General features: G+C 35.7%; 18 protein-coding genes and 1 pseudogene. 3 read left to right on the forward strand and 16 right to left on the reverse strand.

Annotation, left to right across the window (positions count from 1 at the left end):
- Positions 1-44: 44 nt before the first annotated feature.
- From AC0L0O_RS19390 to AC0L0O_RS19400, 3 genes are all read right to left on the reverse strand, one after another.
- Positions 45-881, reverse strand: coding sequence for an alpha/beta fold hydrolase (locus AC0L0O_RS19390; RefSeq protein ID WP_000021260.1), 837 nt, complete (start codon positions 879-881; stop codon positions 45-47).
- A gap of 15 nt (positions 882-896) precedes the next feature.
- Positions 897-1,199, reverse strand: a complete 303-nt coding sequence (locus tag AC0L0O_RS19395) for a hypothetical protein (RefSeq protein WP_473785908.1) — start codon at positions 1,197-1,199, stop codon at positions 897-899.
- Between the two features lie 137 nt (positions 1,200-1,336).
- Complete coding sequence (locus AC0L0O_RS19400) at positions 1,337-3,703, reverse strand: DUF6359 domain-containing protein (protein WP_473785909.1); 2,367 nt, start codon at positions 3,701-3,703, stop codon at positions 1,337-1,339.
- 240 nt (positions 3,704-3,943) lie between these two features.
- On the opposite strand from AC0L0O_RS19400, the gene AC0L0O_RS19405 reads away from it, so the two are divergent.
- On the forward strand, positions 3,944-5,296 hold the full coding sequence (locus AC0L0O_RS19405; RefSeq protein WP_473785910.1) for a DUF4026 domain-containing protein: 1,353 nt from the start codon (positions 3,944-3,946) through the stop codon (positions 5,294-5,296).
- A gap of 39 nt (positions 5,297-5,335) precedes the next feature.
- On the opposite strand, the gene hemY is transcribed toward AC0L0O_RS19405, so the two are convergent.
- The 4 genes from hemY to AC0L0O_RS19425 all read right to left on the reverse strand — a co-directional run bounded on the left by hemY (position 5,336) and on the right by AC0L0O_RS19425 (position 11,070).
- A complete protein-coding gene (gene hemY, locus AC0L0O_RS19410) occupies positions 5,336-6,757 on the reverse strand; it encodes a protoporphyrinogen oxidase (protein WP_001228080.1) in 1,422 nt (473 codons plus the stop codon).
- A 19-nt stretch (positions 6,758-6,776) separates the two neighbouring features.
- The gene (hemH, locus tag AC0L0O_RS19415; RefSeq protein WP_000726793.1) at positions 6,777-7,712 is read right to left on the reverse strand and encodes a ferrochelatase; all 936 of its coding nucleotides are present in this window, start codon (positions 7,710-7,712) and stop codon (positions 6,777-6,779) included.
- Positions 7,713-7,726: 14 nt separating this feature from the next.
- Positions 7,727-8,773 carry a uroporphyrinogen decarboxylase gene (gene hemE, locus AC0L0O_RS19420; protein WP_473785911.1) on the reverse strand — a complete coding sequence of 349 codons (1,047 nt, stop codon included), beginning with the start codon at positions 8,771-8,773 and terminating at the stop codon, positions 7,727-7,729.
- Positions 8,774-8,952: 179 nt separating this feature from the next.
- On the reverse strand, positions 8,953-11,070 hold the full coding sequence (locus tag AC0L0O_RS19425; RefSeq protein WP_000756262.1) for a transglycosylase domain-containing protein: 2,118 nt from the start codon (positions 11,068-11,070) through the stop codon (positions 8,953-8,955).
- Between the two features lie 127 nt (positions 11,071-11,197).
- On the opposite strand from AC0L0O_RS19425, the gene hmoB reads away from it, so the two are divergent.
- Positions 11,198-11,701, forward strand: coding sequence for a heme-degrading monooxygenase HmoB (gene hmoB, locus AC0L0O_RS19430; RefSeq protein ID WP_000644074.1), 504 nt, complete (start codon positions 11,198-11,200; stop codon positions 11,699-11,701).
- A 171-nt stretch (positions 11,702-11,872) separates the two neighbouring features.
- On the opposite strand, the gene AC0L0O_RS19435 is transcribed toward hmoB, so the two are convergent.
- From AC0L0O_RS19435 to AC0L0O_RS19450, 4 genes are all read right to left on the reverse strand, one after another.
- Complete coding sequence (locus AC0L0O_RS19435) at positions 11,873-13,291, reverse strand: PH domain-containing protein (protein ID WP_473785912.1); 1,419 nt, start codon at positions 13,289-13,291, stop codon at positions 11,873-11,875.
- Entirely contained in the window at positions 13,284-13,760 is a 477-nt protein-coding gene (locus tag AC0L0O_RS19440; protein WP_001182702.1) for a PH domain-containing protein, read from the reverse strand. The genes AC0L0O_RS19435 and AC0L0O_RS19440 overlap by 8 nt, the downstream gene beginning before the upstream one ends.
- Before the next feature lie 75 nt (positions 13,761-13,835).
- On the reverse strand, positions 13,836-14,132 hold the full coding sequence (locus tag AC0L0O_RS19445) for a hypothetical protein (RefSeq protein WP_000606821.1): 297 nt from the start codon (positions 14,130-14,132) through the stop codon (positions 13,836-13,838).
- Positions 14,133-14,434: 302 nt separating this feature from the next.
- Complete coding sequence (locus tag AC0L0O_RS19450) at positions 14,435-15,238, reverse strand: MerR family transcriptional regulator (protein ID WP_001985134.1); 804 nt, start codon at positions 15,236-15,238, stop codon at positions 14,435-14,437.
- A 277-nt stretch (positions 15,239-15,515) separates the two neighbouring features.
- Between AC0L0O_RS19450 and AC0L0O_RS19455 the strand changes: the two genes are divergently transcribed.
- Positions 15,516-16,151, forward strand: a complete 636-nt coding sequence (locus AC0L0O_RS19455; protein WP_000687258.1) for a pentapeptide repeat-containing protein — start codon at positions 15,516-15,518, stop codon at positions 16,149-16,151.
- Between the two features lie 94 nt (positions 16,152-16,245).
- Here AC0L0O_RS19455 and AC0L0O_RS19460 read toward each other — a convergent pair whose 3' ends face one another.
- The 5 genes and pseudogenes from AC0L0O_RS19460 to AC0L0O_RS19480 all read right to left on the reverse strand — a co-directional run bounded on the left by AC0L0O_RS19460 (position 16,246) and on the right by AC0L0O_RS19480 (position 19,554).
- Positions 16,246-17,070 (reverse strand): hypothetical protein, encoded by an 825-nt coding sequence (locus tag AC0L0O_RS19460; RefSeq protein WP_001985117.1) that lies wholly within the window; start codon positions 17,068-17,070, stop codon positions 16,246-16,248.
- Between the two features lie 691 nt (positions 17,071-17,761).
- Positions 17,762-18,133: a DUF1304 domain-containing protein gene (locus AC0L0O_RS19465; RefSeq protein WP_000402479.1), complete on the reverse strand. Its 372-nt coding sequence runs from the start codon at positions 18,131-18,133 to the stop codon at positions 17,762-17,764.
- A gap of 39 nt (positions 18,134-18,172) precedes the next feature.
- Positions 18,173-18,351: pseudogene (locus AC0L0O_RS19470) on the reverse strand (nitroreductase family protein); the annotation flags it as partial.
- Positions 18,352-18,843: 492 nt separating this feature from the next.
- Positions 18,844-19,110 (reverse strand): CPCC family cysteine-rich protein, encoded by a 267-nt coding sequence (locus tag AC0L0O_RS19475; RefSeq protein ID WP_000877827.1) that lies wholly within the window; start codon positions 19,108-19,110, stop codon positions 18,844-18,846.
- Between the two features lie 9 nt (positions 19,111-19,119).
- Entirely contained in the window at positions 19,120-19,554 is a 435-nt protein-coding gene (locus tag AC0L0O_RS19480; RefSeq protein WP_000514471.1) for a hypothetical protein, read from the reverse strand.
- Positions 19,555-19,558: the final 4 nt, after the last annotated feature.

Raw genomic sequence — 19,558 nt, forward strand, 5'->3', positions numbered from 1 at the left:
AAGAGCGTAATTCCCTGAGTTATATGGGAGTTACGCTCTTATTCTTAGTTCTCAAAAAAACTATATGCGATATTACACATTTGTTTTGGCTGTTCCACTACCGTCCAATGTCCGCAGTTTGCAATCTCTACAAACTCTATATGAGGTATATATTCTGTAAAATGTTCTTTTATAGTAGCAAGAGTTAAAATATCATGACTTCCTTGCGCAATTAATATTGGAATTTTCGAGAGCTTTTTTATATGTTTAGTCACATCATAATTTTTCACCATATCTGCACCTAGTATCGTATTAACTTCATTACTAAAAGTTGTTTTCTGTTTATAAGTTAAAGTTTTCGTAGCAAATACATAATACGGATCTAACACTTGTAACATCTCGTATATAGAAGCCTCTCCTATTTTAATCTTCTCGCTTACTTCAGAAATGATTACTTTATCTTCTTCCGTTAACCTCTTCTGCAGTTCTTCACCAAATCTTTCTAATCCCTTTACATTAACTCCTATCGCAGCAGTTAAAAGTAACTTATTCACTCGTTCAGGATATGTAGTTGCATATAATAATGCAAGCATCGATCCCCATGATTCACCTAATACATTTATTTTTTCAAACCCTAATTGCACACGCAGTGTTTCTAAGTTTTCAACCTCATCTCTCATAGAATATTGATTATTCTTTGGTGCTTCCGATTCTCCACAACCTGTTTGATCGTAAAAAACTAATTGGAATTTTTCTGCTAGTGGAGCCATATAGGGAAGAAAAAAACGGTGTTCACTTCCAGGCCCTCCATGAAGAAACACAATAGGCTCACCTTGTCCTAATATTTTTACAAAAAGATTATTACCATTTACATTTATCAATCTTATATTTTCGATACTCATATAATCATCCCCCCTTTAAGGCGTACCTGCCAACACCCATAAAATCACAAAAACTACTGCGTATAAGATTTGAATCCCTATCGCTGAACATACTGAAATAATTGCATACTTACTTAATTCCTTTTTAATACCCAATATAGTAAAAATTACGGCTAGACCGAATGCTATATAAGCGATATTTGTACTAAGCGTGCCTAAATAATACATACCTAGTGATTGCGTAAGACCTGTTACATCGGCTACAAACTTAATAATTATAAAAATACTTAAAAAAATCGCAAGCTGATTCATTACTTTCCCGTTTAGTTGAGCTACCATACATCCAAACCTCCTTCACAAAAGCATGAATATTCAATTAATTATACGCCATTTTACAAAAAAAGGGATTCTTTCTTTGTAATTATATGACGATGCAAAAACAAAAAAGAACGCTTAGTTCCCTAAGCGCCCCTACTTTAAGAAGCTTTCTTCAAATCAATTTGAGCAAGTACTGGGTCGTGATCACTTACACGTCCGTGCTCTTTCATAATGTTTGTGTTTAAGTGTACTGGATCTACGATTGTGTGCGGTGCGATGTTGTTTGTTACTAAAATATGATCTAGCACTTGTGCATTTCCTTCATGAATATACGTGTAGCGATTTTCTTTCGGCACTGTGTTTAGCATATTTTTTAAGATTGTTCCTTCTAATGTTTTTAGTGGTTTAGCGAATTCAAAATCGTTCATATCCCCTAACACAACAACTGGTGCATTCGTGTTCTTTTTCTGAATACCTTGTACGAAATTGTTTACTTCTTGTGCTAATTGAACTCGTTTTTCTTCACTCTTTAATACGAGCGGCTGCACTTTTCCAAATGGCGTTGCATCTCCTATTTTTGAGTTTAAGTGATTTGCAACGACAACTAAGTTTTGCCCTTGGAACGTAAATTCTGCCGCAAGCGGTTTACGTGTACTTTCAAACAATGGATTTTCGTCTCCAATACGGACAACGTTTTTATCAAGCAACTTCGGTACTGTCGCTAATTTCACACGAGATGGGTTATAGAAGAAACCGACGCGAATATTCGCTCCTGGTGCTCCTCCGTCTAAATTGTTGTTTGGAGCAATTTCTACATACTCATACTTTGGCCCGCGAATTTCTAGCACTGCATCAATAATACGTTTTGCGCTTAACGAAGCATCTGTTGTACCGTCATTAACCGTTCCGTTATTATCTTGCATTTCCTCTACACCGATAATATCTGGCATTTTTAAATTGTATTTAATAGAATACGCTAACGCTTTTACTTTTTCATCTGTTGTTTCTTTTTTATTCGCCGAGAAGTTTTCAATATTATATGTAGCAACCGTTAACTTATCAAGACGCGGCTGAATATTTGCGCCTATTTGCTTAAATCCACCGTCTACTACAGATGGTAATTCCGTTATTGGCGCAATGCGGAATGAACCGTAATCATATCCGACTACCCCTGTTATATCTCCAGTGAAAGTATCCCCTACTTTCGCTACGTAATCACGAGGTACTTTTACAGAAAGACGTTCTGGGTTTAATTGATTTTCATCTAATACAGGTGTGCCATATTTCGTTACGACTTTATTTCCGCCATTTTTCACTGTTACATATAAATTCCCATTTTTCTGAGGTGCGATAATTTTTGGCGTTGGCATCGTCACGCGCATACCTTCTACACTTTCATAAAAGTCGATTGCATCTTCGTTTGGATCAAATAAACCGAATGCATCATTATCGATAATTTGATCAGGAATTTTCACACCGTTTTCTCCAAGTACAATCGGTGCTGGTAAAGGTTGATCTTTTGCGATTACAGCAACGCGGCTCGCTTTAATTTCAGTCGTCGTTAAATCTGTTTCAAACCTTTCTGCATATCCAGGCCCAACATATTCTTCTACTACTCCATCAACTTGAACAAGATCTCCTACTGCTACATTCGTATCTTTTTTGTACACATACATACCTTCTGAAGTAGCTGGATCATTATCTGGCTGATTATCTTCTATATAAAAACCATTTTTATCAAGCGCTGTTACAACGCCTTCCACATTGTATACTTTCTTCCCGTTGTAAGGGGAAAGATGTGATTTCCCTTGAATATCATGAATACGAACCGGTTCATTGTTTACGATAACAAATGAAAAAGTTGAAATTGCTGAAGAAGTAAGCCCTTCTTTCTTTGCAATTGCTTTCACTACACTATTTTCATTCACGATAATTTGTCCGTTATAACGAACGCTTTTATTTGTAGGGTTTGAGCCATCTAACGTATAGTAGATTGTTGCTCCTTCTGTATTCGTTGTTAACGTTACTGCTGTTCCTTTTGCAACTTCTCCTCCATTCGGTGAAGCCACTACATCACTAACACGGTTTTGTTCTTCCCCTTGAAACTTATGAGCTGTTACTGATTTTAAACCTGGGCTACTAAAATATAATTCAAGAGTCCCTGTTAAACTAACTTTCTTCCCGATATTTTCAGGATGATCTTTTACATTCACTGCCGCTCTCACGTCACCTTTTGGCAACTGAACAGGCATGATCTTGTCTGGATTTGTTTCGTTTGGTGAATCGGCAATTGCTACATTTGTATCATCAAATTTAGCCGGATCCTTCGTGTACTTAGAAGGACTTTGCGTATATCCAACGATATATCCTTCCACTGTCCCCTTCGTTTTCCCTTGCTGCTTAAATACTTGAATTGCTTTTTCTACTGACATAGAAGTAGTTTCTTCTGCTTGTACTAAAGTTCCAGTAAATGAAAGCAATAGTATGAATGATAAAAAGACACTTAACAATTTCTTCACAGCCATTTTCCTCTCCCTATTTCATATTTTCTCAGCATTTCTATCATATCAAATGATTCGTTATATAGAATGATATTTCGACAAGTTTTACAAAAAATTAATCTAATTTACTCGTTTTCAAACAATAATACAAAATAATAATTTTACACCTTCGACGAATGCGTTTTATAATATGAAAGAGAAAAAACAGAAATATCGAAATTTAATTGGCATGTAAAATGGATTCATTTGAATAGGAGTGATTGGATGGAAGTGCAAACAGAAACATACCGCGCAGCTATGAATGGAACATTAGAACGTCATTTTTCAGATATGATTGCTGTTATACCGACTAGAATTACAATTGAGCAGTTAAAACAACGGCTAGAAAATATCGCTACTAAAGTTGATGAGTTAAAAATTGTTTATAGTGATGAGACAAGCCTTATTGTTGAGTTACATATGGATAATAAAGTCATACCGTATGAACTGCATATTGATGAAACGGATGATCCAGAAGAATACAAACTATACAATAGACAAGATTCCACAATCGTAGACCGTACTTTTGAAGATGCGGCTTATGGTACTGAAATTTTCACTCGTACGCTATTTGTAGGCGATGTACTGGATTGCTTTTTCCAGCAGTTACAGTTTTTATGGAACCTTGCGCCAGATTTGTTATTCGTAATTGATTCAAGTGCAGCAATGAAGGTAATATCTAGAAGCTATATTGAATATCACGTTGAAAATGAATTATTACCTGACATTCCTGACTTGTACGTTATTCATTCTGTTTATGAAGACGATAAAGAAGGCGAGCCTACGCAATATTGGTTTCATACACACGGCCTTTTAAGAGCGGGCGTAACAGAAATAGAATTAATTATTCCAAATCGCATTTCTTCCTACTATGGCATTGGTGACCTCTTTCAAACATTTGCGAATAATGCCGTTGAAAATGGGCAAGTTCCTATGAATGAGCCTATCGTTATCGCACATAGTCAGCAAGGTTCTATACATACAGTAGCTGTGCCGTGGGAAAAAGGTTTATCTTATATTGGGCATAAAACGAGTATGGATCAATTATCTTCAATTGAGGATGAAGAAGTGAAGCTACAACCAATAAATGCACAAAACACATTCTTAGGCGGGATGGATGACCGAGATGAATACCATCAATCGCCATCTGTTCTCTTGTTCAAATTTGATACTTCAGAAGAATATATCGAAAGCTTTTTCAAAGAACACGAGGAAGCTACAGGGCTCATGTTCTATAAAACAAATAGTGAAACGGCTCGTATGGCTTACAATGCAAAAAATACTTTCGGGTATTTCAGCAACATTTTTCAAATTGAACAATCAAATGAGGAGTTTCGTTTTCTCGCTAAGTTTGGCGTTTTCTATGAAGAGGGTAAAAGCGAGCATATGTGGTTTGAAATGCAACATATTACGGAAGAATTTATTCAAGGAATACTCATTAATGAACCATATTTTATAGAAGATATGAGTGAAGGAAATAGTTATCATTTAGATTTTGATGACTTAACAGAATGGGTTATTTATGCAGGAGATGCCGTTATAAAGCCAAATAACTTATATATGTTTATTGGTGAATAAGTAACAAAACGCCTTCAATATGATTGAAGGCGTTTCTCTTTATTGTGCGATTAATTCCGTATTCATTACTTTCTCCAAATGAGAGAGTACACGTTTTGCAGCCTTCTCACCTTGATCAATACAGTCCGGAAGACCAGAACCAGCGTAAGAACTACCTGCCAAGTATATACCTGGCAACTCTTTCTCCATAAATGTTGTGAGTTTCTTCATTCGCTCGTTATGACCTACTGTATATTGGGGCATCGCTTCTTTCCAGCGACTTACGACTGTAAACTCTGGATCCTCTGTAATATCCATCGTCTTTCGTAAGTCTTCTAGTACGAGCTGAACGAGTTCCTCTTCTGTTTGTTCTACAACCGCTTCATCACCAGGTCGTCCAACGTAACATCGAAGAAGCGTTTTTCCTTCTGGCGTTGTATGTGGCCACTTTTTATGCGTCCACGTACATGCTGTAATTGTGTAATCACTATTTCGAGAGACAACAAATCCTGTACCATCAATATCCCGCTGAATGGCTGATTTCGGGAAAGCCATTGCCACATTCGCAACTGATGTGGATGGAATGTTGCGGAAGAAACGAAATTGCTTGTACTGCGCAAACATAGATGGCAATACTTTATGTGAGCTTGCCACTACGACCGCGTCCGCTTCTATTTCTTTTCCGTTACTAAGAGTAATCGCATAGCCATCACCCTGTTTTGCAACTTTTTCTATGCGAGTTCCCTTTATTATCGTACCTTCATGCATCTTTAATTCGAGAGATTCTACGATAGATTCTAAACCGGTTTTCACTGTTTGGAAGATTCCCTTTTTCGGTTCAGCTTTCTCTGCTTTCGGGGCGAGCGTACGCATACCGAGTGAAATACTGCGATGTTTCTGCTCAATTTGATACATTTGCGGGAATGTTGACATTAAGCTCATTTCATCAATATCCCCTGCATAAATACCAGATAGTAATGGTTCTATTAAATTTTCAACCACTTCATTTCCGAGGCGATGTCTGAAAAAGTGCCCGAGTGATTGGTCAGATACTGGTTTTGATCTTGGCATTAATAGATCAAAACCAGCTCTTAGTTTCCCAATTGGGGAGAACAGCCCAGAAAATAGAAACGGCGTAATTTGCGTTGGAATTCCCATCATTGATCCGCTCGGCATTTTATGTAACCGATTGTTTACGAGGATAAATGATTGACCGGCCTGATTATTTACAAGCTCATCGCCAAGACCTAATTCTTTCACTAATCTAGCTGCACTTTCTTTTCGTGCTAAGAAAGAATCCGGTCCGCGTTCAATTGTAAATCCATCTTTTCGAACGGTTTGAATTTTCCCGCCAAGTTTACCCGATGCTTCTATCAGTAATGTATCGATCGGCAAGTTCTTGTCACGAATATCTTTTTGTAAGTGATACATTGTTGTTAATCCTGTGATGCCACCGCCGATGATTACAACTTTTTTCCTCAAGCAGGCTCCCCCTTTCTTCTTACATTACAGATTCTTTTTTCTTTACTACAACATCTGTTAAACAGTCAATAAATGCGTCCGATGCATTTGGCATTTCTGGACGATAATATTTCGCGCCAATTTCATCTGTTACCACTTTACACTCAAAGTCGTTGTCATATAAAACTTCTAAATGTTCCGCAACAAATCCAACTGGCGCGTATACGAATGAAGTATAACCGTACTTTTCATTTAGTTCTCTCGTTAAATCTTGTACATCTGGACCAATCCAAGGATCTGGTGTGTTTCCTGCACTTTGCCAGCCTACTGCATAGTTTGCTACTTCAGCTCCGCGCGCGATATAGTCCGCTGTTTCATTTAACTGATCTGGATATGGATCGCCCATTGCAATAATTTTCTCTGGTAAACTGTGAGCAGATACAATCAATACTGCTTTTTCACGTTCTGCGTCTGACATACCGCTATATATACTTTTTACTGCATCAACCCAGTACTGGATAAATTTCGGTTCTTTATACCAGCTATCAATGCCATGAATAGTTAAGTTTCCAAGTTTCTCAGCTTCTTCTTGTGCTCGTCCTACATATGATTTCACGCTAAATGTAGAATAGTGCGGCGCAAGAACAAGTGCAATTGCATCTTGTATACCGTCGTTATGCATCTCTTTCACTGCATCTTCAATGAACGGTTCAATATGTTTTAAGCCAAGATACATATGGTACTCGACTTCATCTTGCACTTCATTTAAACGCTTCTCTAACTTCTTAGCTTGCTCTAATGTAATAGTAGCTAAAGGAGAAATACCACCAATTGCACGGTAACGCTCTGTTAAATCTTCCAGCATTTCAGGACTTGGCTTTCTTCCTCTGCGAATATGTGTATAGTAACGTTCAATATCTTCTTCTTTATATGGCGTTCCGTATGCCATTACAAGCAAACCAATTTTCTTTTTCATACAGCAATGCTCCTTTACTTCGCTAACTGCCCTTTAGAGTATTCATGAATAAATGTAGTTAAACGTTTTAATGTATCTGGATTTACTTCTGGGAATACACCGTGACCTAAGTTAAAGATATAACCCGGCTGCTTCATCCCTTGATCTAAAATACCTTTTACATGTTCTTCAATAACAGACCATGGCGCAAGTAAGAATGACGGGTCCATATTCCCTTGTACCGCCTTGTGAACGCCGCGTGCACGTGCTTCTTCAATTGGTAAACGCCAGTCTAAACCGACTACATCAAGCGGTAAGTCGTGCCACTCATTCACTAAGTGTGCAGCTCCTACGCCGTGCATAATCATCGGTACACCCATCGTGCGAACTTCTACAAAAATACGCTCCATTGCTGGTTTAATAAATACGCGGTAATCTGCTACGTTTACTGTTCCAACCCAAGAATCGAAAATTTGAACTGCTTTTGCTCCTGCGTTAATTTGCGCTTTCAAATATGTAATAACCATATCTGCTAGCTTATCCATTAAAGCAAACCAAGCTTTCGGCTCTGCATACATAAACGCTTTCGTATTATGGTAGTTACGAGATGGACCGCCTTCAATCATATAGCTCGCTAACGTAAATGGAGCTCCTGAAAAACCGATTAACGGTACGTCTAGCATTTCAGTCGTTAATAAACGAATTGTATCTAATATGTACGGTACGTCATCTTCTGGATTGATTTCCCCTAGTTTTTCTACGTCTTGTAAAGAACGGATTGGATTATCAATAACTGGGCCAATACCTGATTTAATTTCTACATCCACACCAATTGCAGGTAGTGGTGACATAATATCTTTATAAAGAATTGCTGCGTCTACGTTATATTGATCAACTGGTAGTTTTGTAACGTAAGCACATAACTCTGGATTATGTGTAATTTCAAATAAAGAATACTTTTCTTTTATCTTTCTATATTCCGGCTGCGAACGACCTGCTTGACGCATATACCATGCTGGCACATAATCAGTACGTTCCCCCCTACATGCTTTTAAAAATGTCTCATTTATAGTTCTTACCAAGACCCTAGCTCCCTTCCTTACCACAATGCTTCGAATACGTTCGATATTTATCTTTTTTTACTATACAGCTTGTAAAAACAAAATGCATAATATTATGTACGTTGTTCATTAAATTGACACAAACATTCTTAAAAACGCTTACTATTTTCACAACATTCTTATTATAACACAGAGAAAAACTATGGTTTAGCTACTTTTGACTTTTCTCCTTCGCGATTCGTTTGTGTGTTATATGGCACAACGTAAAAACTCGGTTTTGAAAAGATGTTAACGAACTTTTCCTCATATTCCCCGGCACCGTTTACAGTACCTACGTGCGTATGAATTCCGTTTTCCACTCTATAAATACGATACATAATTCTTTCATCTGGAAGTGGTGTCCAGCTTAATTTCGCTTTAAATAAACCGAAAGGGCTAAACGCTAATTTCATTTTCACATCTTCAATCTTGCGCAGCCGAATTGGAGCACCGATTGTTTCCACACCTTCTGGTTTCCTAAACTGCTCTTTCTGTTCTACATTTGCTTTCGTTAAAATTTTCTTAAACAATTTTGTTGCTGACGCACTTTCTCCTTGTAACTTATGCTCTTTATCTATGCGGTCATAACCAATCCAAACAGCGCCTACTAAATTTGGCGTATAGCCAACGAACCACATATCTCTCGCCCCATTATCGTCATTTGGTAAGGAAGTTGTACCTGTTTTCCCAGCTAACGCTCCGCTATATACACCGGCTTTCGCTGTCCCTTCCTTTACAACTCCTTCTAACATTTTCGTCATATACCATGCCGTTTGTTTCGAGAAAATTTTCGTTTCTACTTTTGGAGATTCTCCAATGACTGCGCCGTGTCTATTTAACACTTTATCAATAACGTGCGGCTCAATAATATCACCATTTGCTAAAAACGCACGATACATTTTCACAAGATCAAATGTTGAAACACCATTTTTCAATCCGCCAAGCGCTGTGCTTAAACCAGCATCGGCAATGTGAACATTTCCTTTCTCTAAATATTGCTTTCCTTCTTCTACCCCCAACTCGTTTAATAAAGAAACTGCCGGTACATTTGCTGACTCTAAAATCGCATCGTACATCGTTATTTCTTTTGAATATTCACGGTTATAGTTTCGAGGTTCATACCCTTCAAAAGAATGTCTTTCATTCGTCAATAAAGAATACGGATTATACTTTTTCGTTTCGAGTGCTGGTGCATAGACGATCAGTGGTTTTAGTACAGAACCAGGTTGTCTTTTCGCAAAAACACGATTAAATCCTCTCGGGACGTACTTTCTTCCGCCAATCGCCGCTTTAATCCCGCCCGTACGATTATCCATTAATAAAAAGGCACCTTGCGCGCCCTCTTCTTTCCCAGGGAAATTCCTTGCATCTTGAAACTGGTTATACGCTACCTTTTGAATTTTTTCATCCATCGGTACGACAAACGTATATCCTCCGCGGAGTACTTCTTGATGAGACAACCCGTATAAACGAGCCGCTTCATCTATGACCATATCAATATACGGCATATATGCGAGCTCATTCTCATCTAAGTTTTTATATAGTGCAATTGTTTTTCCTTGATAACGCACGCTTTCTTCGGCAGTTAAATAGCCTTGTTTATGCATAAGTGACAATACGAGATCGCGACGCTCCTTACTTTTCTCTGGAGAGAAATAAGGTGAATATCCGTTTGGCGACTTCGGAAGACCTGCAAGCATTGCCCCTTCTTCTACTGTTAAATCTTCTACATTTTTATTAAAATACAACTTTGCTGCCGCTTGAATACCGTATGCTCCATGACCAAAATAAATATGATTCATATACATTTCAAGAATTTGCTGCTTCGTATATTTTTGCTCTAATTGAAGGGAAATTGCGACTTCCTTCAACTTGCGTGTAAATGTTTTTTCACGAGTTAAAAAGACGTTTTTAGCAAGTTGCTGCGTAATCGTACTGCCGCCTTCGACCTTCTCTCCAGCTAACGTGTCTTTATACAGAGCGCGGAATATAGACGGATAATCGATTCCTTGATGCTCATAAAAACGAGAATCCTCTACCGCAACGAACGCCTGCTGCACATATTTTGGAATTTGTTCGATTGGTACGAGGTCTCTATTTTCTACGTATAATTTCGTAATTTCTTTCCCTTTCTGGTCAACGATACGTGATGAAGAGTGGAAAACGAGCTGTTTTTCATCCATCATATAGCCACCAGCTAACACGATAAGTTTATAAAGTACAATCGCTAATACAAGCGTTGCTAACCCACCTAATAAAGTCCACTTTACTTTCTTCATACATCGGCCTTCTTTCCAAATGATGGTACATTTATTATTTGAAAAAGAAGTATCTTTATGTATATAATCTTCGAAGTTTTTTAAGAGAGTTGATATAATAGAAACAAATAAGTAAGGGGGCATTAAAATGAAGGCTATTATTTCATACGAAACACCTCTAGAACAAGCACATTTCACTGCAAAAAATAATGAAAAAGATATGTTTTATAAAGAAAATACAGAAGAATCTGTAGAAGGTTCTCTTAAGTATGACGTACTAGACGCTGTTGGAGAATTTAAAGGTCAACCTGGCTATATCGTTTGTAACAACATTTCTGTCACAGACGAAGGTCGCCCTGTATTTGAAAACCGTTTTAAAAACCGCGCAGGCCTTATCGAAAACGAACCAGGGTTCCAAGCGATCCGCGTTCTACGCCCATTAAGTAACGATACATATGTCATCTTAACGATGTGGGAAACAGAGCAAAACTTTAAAGACTGGACAGAATCACGTTCATTCGAAAACGCTCATAAAAAACGTCCTGCCCAAGCAGAAGGACAAGCTCCATCTCAAGCGCATCCACATGCAGAACAGCAAAAGAGTATTTTCTCTCGTCCGTCATTTGTGACTACTTTTGACGTGTTAGTTTAGGTTTTTTTGTACTGTAGTTCCTCCAGGAATACGGTACATGAAATTATATCGGCGATTTTTCGAATATATCTATCGTATCTTTAAATATATCAACGATTTTTGAAATATATCGACGATTCGACAGAGAATATCGACTTATCGACAAATCATGACACAAAAAAGGAAACACCGTTACACGCCGGTGTTTCCTTTTTCTTTGTACCAATTATATATACGAAGCGCATCTTCTTTTTGCATATGCTTCACTTTGTAACGATGCCCCGCTACTGACACGTTAGCTGTACATAGCTCGTCTTTCTTTTGGAAATACGACTGACTGTATCCGACTGCTTGAACATGCCTTCTTCGCATGATTCCTGTATATTTCGCGAGTCCTCGGTACACCATGACTAACTGATTGTCTCGTATCATATAACCACTACTTGTATACCGAGCGTATGCAAGTAACGTAAATATAATAAATAGTGGTATCAAAGTGAACAACGCGATATTTTGTTTAAAATATATACTCGCACCGATGATTGGCACAGCAAGCACAGCACTTGTAACCCAGCCCATTATGACGTAGCGACGTAATGCATCCCTCGGTAAAGGAACGATTTTCTCTTCCATTTCATACGGCAACTGTAAATATGCAAGTAACTGCTGCACATCTTTTTTCTTCATAAAAGGATGTAGCGTCACTTCATTTCCTGCCGCTTCTATACTTTGAATGACTTCCACCTCGACAGAGCAATAACCGAAAGGCTGGCGGAGAATTCCCTCTTTCACCGTAATCGCTTGAATGCGATGTAATTTTAACACAAACTCTTTCTTATCAAATAATCCTTGCACGATGCGAACTTCATTTCCGTTTCGCTCTATTTTAAAGTTCGCATATTTTAACGCATAGCCAGCTGTTGAAATGACCCACGACACTGCCATTAAAATCGCCGCCATAACGATTAATTCATATACACCGTTATCCATCACATACGCTTCTACTTTATTGATGAGCCATTCTGGTAAAAATTGATTAAACTCTGTGTAAAGGATGACTAACATAGAAAACACTAACCCAAATCTGCCAGATGTAATAGATGCTGCTAAAATTTCTTTCGTTGTTAGCTGATAAACCGTCTTACTTCCTTCTTCCGCAGGCGCTTCTTCACTCACAGTGCTTTTTTCTTTATGTAATAATGCAATGAGTTCCTTCGCTTCTTCTTCTCTAATACCCGCCAACATCACTTCTGGCTCAGTCCCGCCGCCCGCTACTTCAATATTTAACTTTGTCAGTCCAAGTATTTGATAAATGATGTTAGAAGACGTACTAATATTTTGCACACGTTCTTTATTTAAGTAACTTTCTTTCTTAACGAAAACGCCGTGTTTTATATGTAAAATATTATTTTCAACCCAGTACACTTTGAAATACCATTTTATAGCTGAGAAAATAGCCATAATGAATAATAGAGCCAAAAGAATAAGGTGGAAAAAATACCACGGTTCTACTTGACCATCTGATCGAAATAAAACAAGAAAAATAAAAGGCAATAAACCCGCAATTCGAATACCTAATAATATCGTGATCGGATGCTGCCTCTTATACATCCTCATCACTCACTTTCGCAAGTTCTCCAATTTGTCTTTTCAGCTGCTCTGCTTCTTCTTTCGTTAAGCCTGGAATACTATGAGAAGTTGCTGCTGTTGAAATATGTAATTCTGCTAAATTATACTTTCTCATAATCGGTCCTTGTTCAATCGTTACGTGCTGCACGCGAATCATCGGAATGAGCACTCGTTTTACAACGAACATTCCCTTTTGAATCTCAATCTCTTCTTCATTTAATCTGTAACTATAATAGCGTTGACGTAAATTTGGAAATACAAAATAATCGAGCGGGATAAATGTAATAGCGGCTGTTACTAATAATCCGAACAGCCACCCCCACCAATTAAAATTGATCATAAAAAAGAAATACGCAATTACGACTGCCAGTATAACTGCCGCCCCAATTAAAGCGTGAATTCGCCACACTTTCAGCATATTAGAATGAATCTCCCTTTCTAACGGCTGCATCTCATCACTCCAATTATATGAATTTATTACTTATATATTAGTTGCTATATACATTTTTGTAAAATTATAGTTTTTTTACATCGTGTCCATTACTTCTTTAAAATTCCCTTCATTAATGGCATACACTTGAAACTGAATGTAATCTATCTCATTCGTATCTGGCTTAGCAAATGGCAAAATGTTAAATCTAGCCGCCGATCTTCCTAACATATCTATAATCATAAGAGAAACGTCAATGTACTCGAAGTCTACACGGAATATGACTGCTTCTCCCGTACATTCATACTCTTGAATCGCATCATAAGACTTATTCGCACTAATGAGCATCACTTTTAATAGTTGGTTCAAATTTTCTGGTTTAAAATTAATCATATACGTGGCTCCTTTTTTCAACAAAACACTACAAAAATAGTGTAATCTTATACTTTCATAGCTTCACATATCAATTATATTAAAAATAAAGCTAGTTTTTTATAAATTTTTTGATATAATTACTTACGGGAAAAGGGAAGAATTTTGTCTTCCCTTGTGTTTTTATTTGCATCTAGTACTTTTGCTAGATGCCTTTTTTATGCTAAAAAAGCATCCTCACATACTTTGAGGATGCTTTTTCAACAATTGTACTCATCATCTTCTCGTTTATATTATTTCTGAGTATGCTCTAAAGTGCGTTTTCACTCCTTCTCTATAAGCAATTGCATTTGGCAACTGTAAGAATCCGTACTAAAAAACTCATCTAACAATTCCACTTCAATGCAATTTTTGATTGTTACATTATTTTTCTCTATATAATCTTTTAATTTCTCCATACTTTCTTCTTTATTATTCTTTTTATAGGCCAGTGTCAAATAGTTACCTTCTGGTAATATATCTATATTTTGCTCGTTCTCTATGTAATCATATTTACATAACACAGAAAAAGCATACTTTGGTTCAAACCTGTATTTTGAATGAATGCTATATGCTATACCAATCTCCATCGTTGTTTCTAAATTTCTCTCCTGAATCATTTTATCTACATCTGAATAATAAAGGAATTCTTTAAAATTACCCACTTCTTTACATGGAGCAGTAACGATATAACGTTGCTCAAAATACTGTATTGTTATTTGATTATGTACTAATACCTTTTTAGCGACTTGTACACTATTATCTAGTTTATCAATCGTATGAATGACTGCTTGCATCTCTTTTATTTTTTGCTCAGTTTCTTCTCTTTTTAATGCTAAAAATTTTAATAATTCATCCATATTCTTTTCAGTAAAAATTTGTTGCAGTTCTTTCGTACTCGTTCCTAAAGCTCTACAAACTTTAATTATATCAATATAAACAAATTGATCTACCGAATAGTATCTATAACCCGTTTTTGTATCAATGTATACGGGGATAAGAATACCTGTTTGATGATAATATCTTAAAGCTTTTATTGTAACACCTTTCATATTAGCAACTTCACCAATAGAAAATAAATTTTCCAATTTATATTGCCCCCTTATTCTTGACTCTCCTCTTAAGGGAGACATTATTATTTTATCGTTAAAGTTAATAGAAGGGTAATAAAAAATAGATCATGCAACAGTAGATAGCTATCACGTATCGTTGTTTTTGGAAATACTGCAACGTGAAATAAACCGTTAACTTTTATTGCTCAAATTAATAAAAGCGTATTATAAAATGAGAGAATTTCTACACAGCTTTTTCTATAGGACATACTATTTTTTCTAGCTAACTAATTCAATGAAAGAAGGTTATAATATGAAAATTGATAGACCAAAAATTTCGCCAGAGTTATCTTTAAAGAGTTTTCACGATATTTTTTATGAAGAAGATCCAACATTAGAAATGTGTGAAATTATCGATTCTACTTTTGAAAATGAATCTGTCGATAGAGTGCGTTTATATAGTGCAGTGATAAAAAATTGTAAGTTCACGAATACAGACTTTAGCAATATCGATATTACAGATGTTTGTTTTGAGAACTGTGATTTATCAAATGTTAATTTAAGCAATTCTTCTGTTCACAGAGTCGAATTTAAAAACAGTAAATTAATTGGAGTTAATTTTACAGAATCTAGCTTAGGGAATGTTGAATTTGAAAATTCAATTTTGAATTTAGCCTCATTTGGAAATTCTAAGCTAGAAAAGATTATATTTAATGAAACTTCATTAAATAATGCAGACTTTTTTGACTGTAAGCTAAAGAAGGTTGAATTTGATTCATGCAGCCTTGACGAAGCAAATTTTGATCAAACATCACTAAAAGGAATAGATATTAGTTCCTCTACTTTTGATACACTTACCGTTTCAGTGAACGACCTAAGAGGATGTAAAGTATCACCATATCAAGCTATTCAGTTTGCATCTTTATTGGGATTAATAATTAAAGATTAGTCATAAATGTAAAAAGGTATCCTCGTACTTGAGAGGATACCTTCTTTTTATCTCTATTTTTGTTACGGTTTTGTATCTTATTCTTTCCATCAACTTAGTGCACTTCAACAATTGTACCATCTTCAAATACTTTGAATACACCAGTAAATCCTGATCCAGCTGCCCCTTCTATTTTATATGTCGTACGCACTCTAATTTGATAATATTTCTTTCCATTCTCTACTTGCGTATTTTCTAGCGTGTAATCATAGTTTTCTTTATATTCATTTTTAATATATTCTTTCGCTTTCTCAAAAGTAAATGCATCTTGATTCTTTTCTGTTACTACCTTTTGACTCGTTACTGCACTTGTTTTTTGTGCCTTCGCTGTCGCTTTACTCTTTTCAGTTTTTTCTTCTTCACCAATTTTCGTAACTAATCCTACTGCTTTTTTATTATATTCTTCAAGGTTCTTGTTATCTTTTGTTTCTAAAACTAGCTTATTTAATGTCTCTTTCGCTTCTGCATAATTTTTCTTATTTATTAGCTCTTCACTTTTCGTCAGTTGCTCGCTATACTTCTTTTTTTGTTCTAAAATGGCTAGTAATGCTGTTCGTTCTTTCTTGGCCTGCTTTATCAGTGTAGTATTTCCATCCTTCATATTCTCTACTTTTTCAAATGATTGAATTGATTCTTCTATCTTTTTTTCTTCTTTTAACTTCACTGCTTCCATCATGATTTTCGTTTGTTCTACAAGCACTATTGCACCTGAATCGTCTTTTTTCTCATCCAGCGCTCGCTCAAATGATGATAAGGCATTTTTATATTCTTTATTCGTTAACGCGGTCTTCCCTGCATCTATTTCTTTTTCAAAATCTCCATTACTACATCCTGCTAACATTAAAAATGTAATTCCAATTACCGTTAATAACTTCCTCAATGTTTCTCCCCCTATGCATTCCTAAAACAATAACGTCATATGTATAAAAGTCTGTGTAGTAATTAGACTGAAAGTAAATATGTACTTTGTGTGCGGGAAAGGAAGTACATTTCATTTACTATCATTACTTAAAACCCCTAAATAGTTGGTAGTTGGTTTTCTTCTTCTTTTAAGACAGAAAGGAATTTTAATAATGTGCGTAAAGTTCTCACCAGGCTCTTTACTACACACACTCTTATACACATAGGAAAACTATTTTTATTTTGGTAGTTTTTTAACTTTATATATTCTCGGTTGATTGGATATGCACCTTAATTCGTAACATATCGAAAAACAATAGAAAATAAAACGTAACAAAAGTCACATCCTGTAACTTATTTGTAACATAAATGTAACACAAGGTTTTTAAACATACAATAGTTTTTTACATTATTTTCCCCACTTTCTATATTTTAAAGCGTTAATTCGGTTCCAATCCTTGATGTAATACGTATTTTCATACTCATTACGCAAAAAAAAGAGGGGATTTACATTTCTAAGTGAAAAGGTACAAAGTTATTATTTTCGCATGTTATACACTTCTTAAGTTGAAGGATATGAAAATGAAAAAATACGCTATTCTTTCCTATGAGCCTACAGAAAGAATAGCGTATTTTTCAAAAATGAATTTTTTTATTCAAACGCTTTGGTTCTATATCACAATTAAAAGGGCAATCAACGCTAATATAGCTGGAAGTCCTTGTTTCACAATAATTGATTTATTAGATGTGAAACCGCCAAAAAGAGCTGCTACTACCACACACATTACAAAAAATAATTGAACCATATAGCCAATTGAATTGAGCCCAAGTATAAGTCCCCAAATGAGACCAACAGCTAAAAATCCATTATATAAACCTTGGTTTGCAAACATAATGGCTACGTTTCGATCTCCTTCTAAATGCTCCGGTAATTTAAAAGCACGTTTTGCCACTTTTGAATTAATAAAAAACATTTCGAGGATCATGATAAATAAATGTTCTAATGCTACGATCCCGACTAAAATAGCTGCGATGATTTCCACACTATTCCGCCCCCTCTATTCCCTAATATCAATTTTAGACTATTTCCATTGTGCAATTCTATCAACAAAGAGACCGCTTGAAGCATATCCTTTGTCGGTTGCTTTACCGACAGATAGAAATATAACTAGTACATAGCACTCTTTTTCCAATCCAAAGGTTACAGATATACTTTCCTCTGTATAGTCCCGACTGGATTTATATCATATCCATGTGCATACCATGCTTTTACTTGTCTGTTTTTTAACTCTTGCAACATGTATCCTAACTTAACGATATTTACATAAATTTCTTATATCTTCATTTTAACCTTGTAGTTTATATAAAGTTCCGACATCGTCTGAATAACATGTTTTCAAAAATTCCCCCTTCTTACTTATTAAAACATTAATTGATACATCAATATTTGATACGTCAATTAATATACAACTCCCCTTTTAGTTTTGCAAGTTTTTTTGCTCAATTCGTTTTATTTTGTTCCGTCAACTTTAAATCAATTCAAAATCTCTGTTCACTCTCTAGAAACTATAGTGTTTTTCAATAACTACATAAAAAAATCAGCTGAATCATCAAATTAATAATTAGTTGTCTCCAAAGACGAAAATTTTATTTCTTTTTTATTTTACAAGGCGGCGTTCATTCTTTCATCATGGCATAAAAAAATGTTATTACTCTTGTTAAATTGAGTAATAACATTTTTATTTAAAGCTATTTAACAAATTTGCTTCCAACTAGCATCCTTCACATCTTCACTAGTCGGCTTTCTAACCAATTCAATACATCGCTTTTCACAGGCACCAAACACAATGAAATTTTCCTGCGCTTGTCTTAACGAAACTTCATTTGCCCCGCCTTCATAGTCAGGCTCTTTAAATTGAACAGAATCATCTTCCCAAAAACATATGTTACAAATTTCATATGTACCTGGTGGTTCTTCTTCTAATGTTTTATATCCGCAGCATGGACAAGTGTATTTCATATAATCACCTTATTTTCCTTCATATGTAGTCCTACTTACTAAAAATGTAATAGAGCAAATTATAGTTAATCCCATAAAGTACATCATTTTAATAATACGAGTATTTTCATATGTTGTAGGAACCCCGTCAGATATAACTTCATAGCAAAAAACAATACTTATGGCTAAAAGAATATATAAAATTAAGGATGGGATAAAATGTAGCTTTATAGGTAAAATAACGCACCTAAACAATATCTCTCCAAGAAGACATCCAACTAAAACAACAGGGACTCCAACTATTAAAGTAGCGGCCAACATTTGGGCCATAGCAATAAAAAGATTCGTAAAAATAGAAAATAGCTCTCCTTCAAAAATCCCCTTTTCATCGTATATTTGAATTATCGTCATTGAAATAAATAAGCTTAATAAAGAATGGGAATACGGAATTAAAAATTTCCCCAATCCT

It is taken from the genome of Bacillus sp. GS3m_15504 (assembly GCF_055825275.1).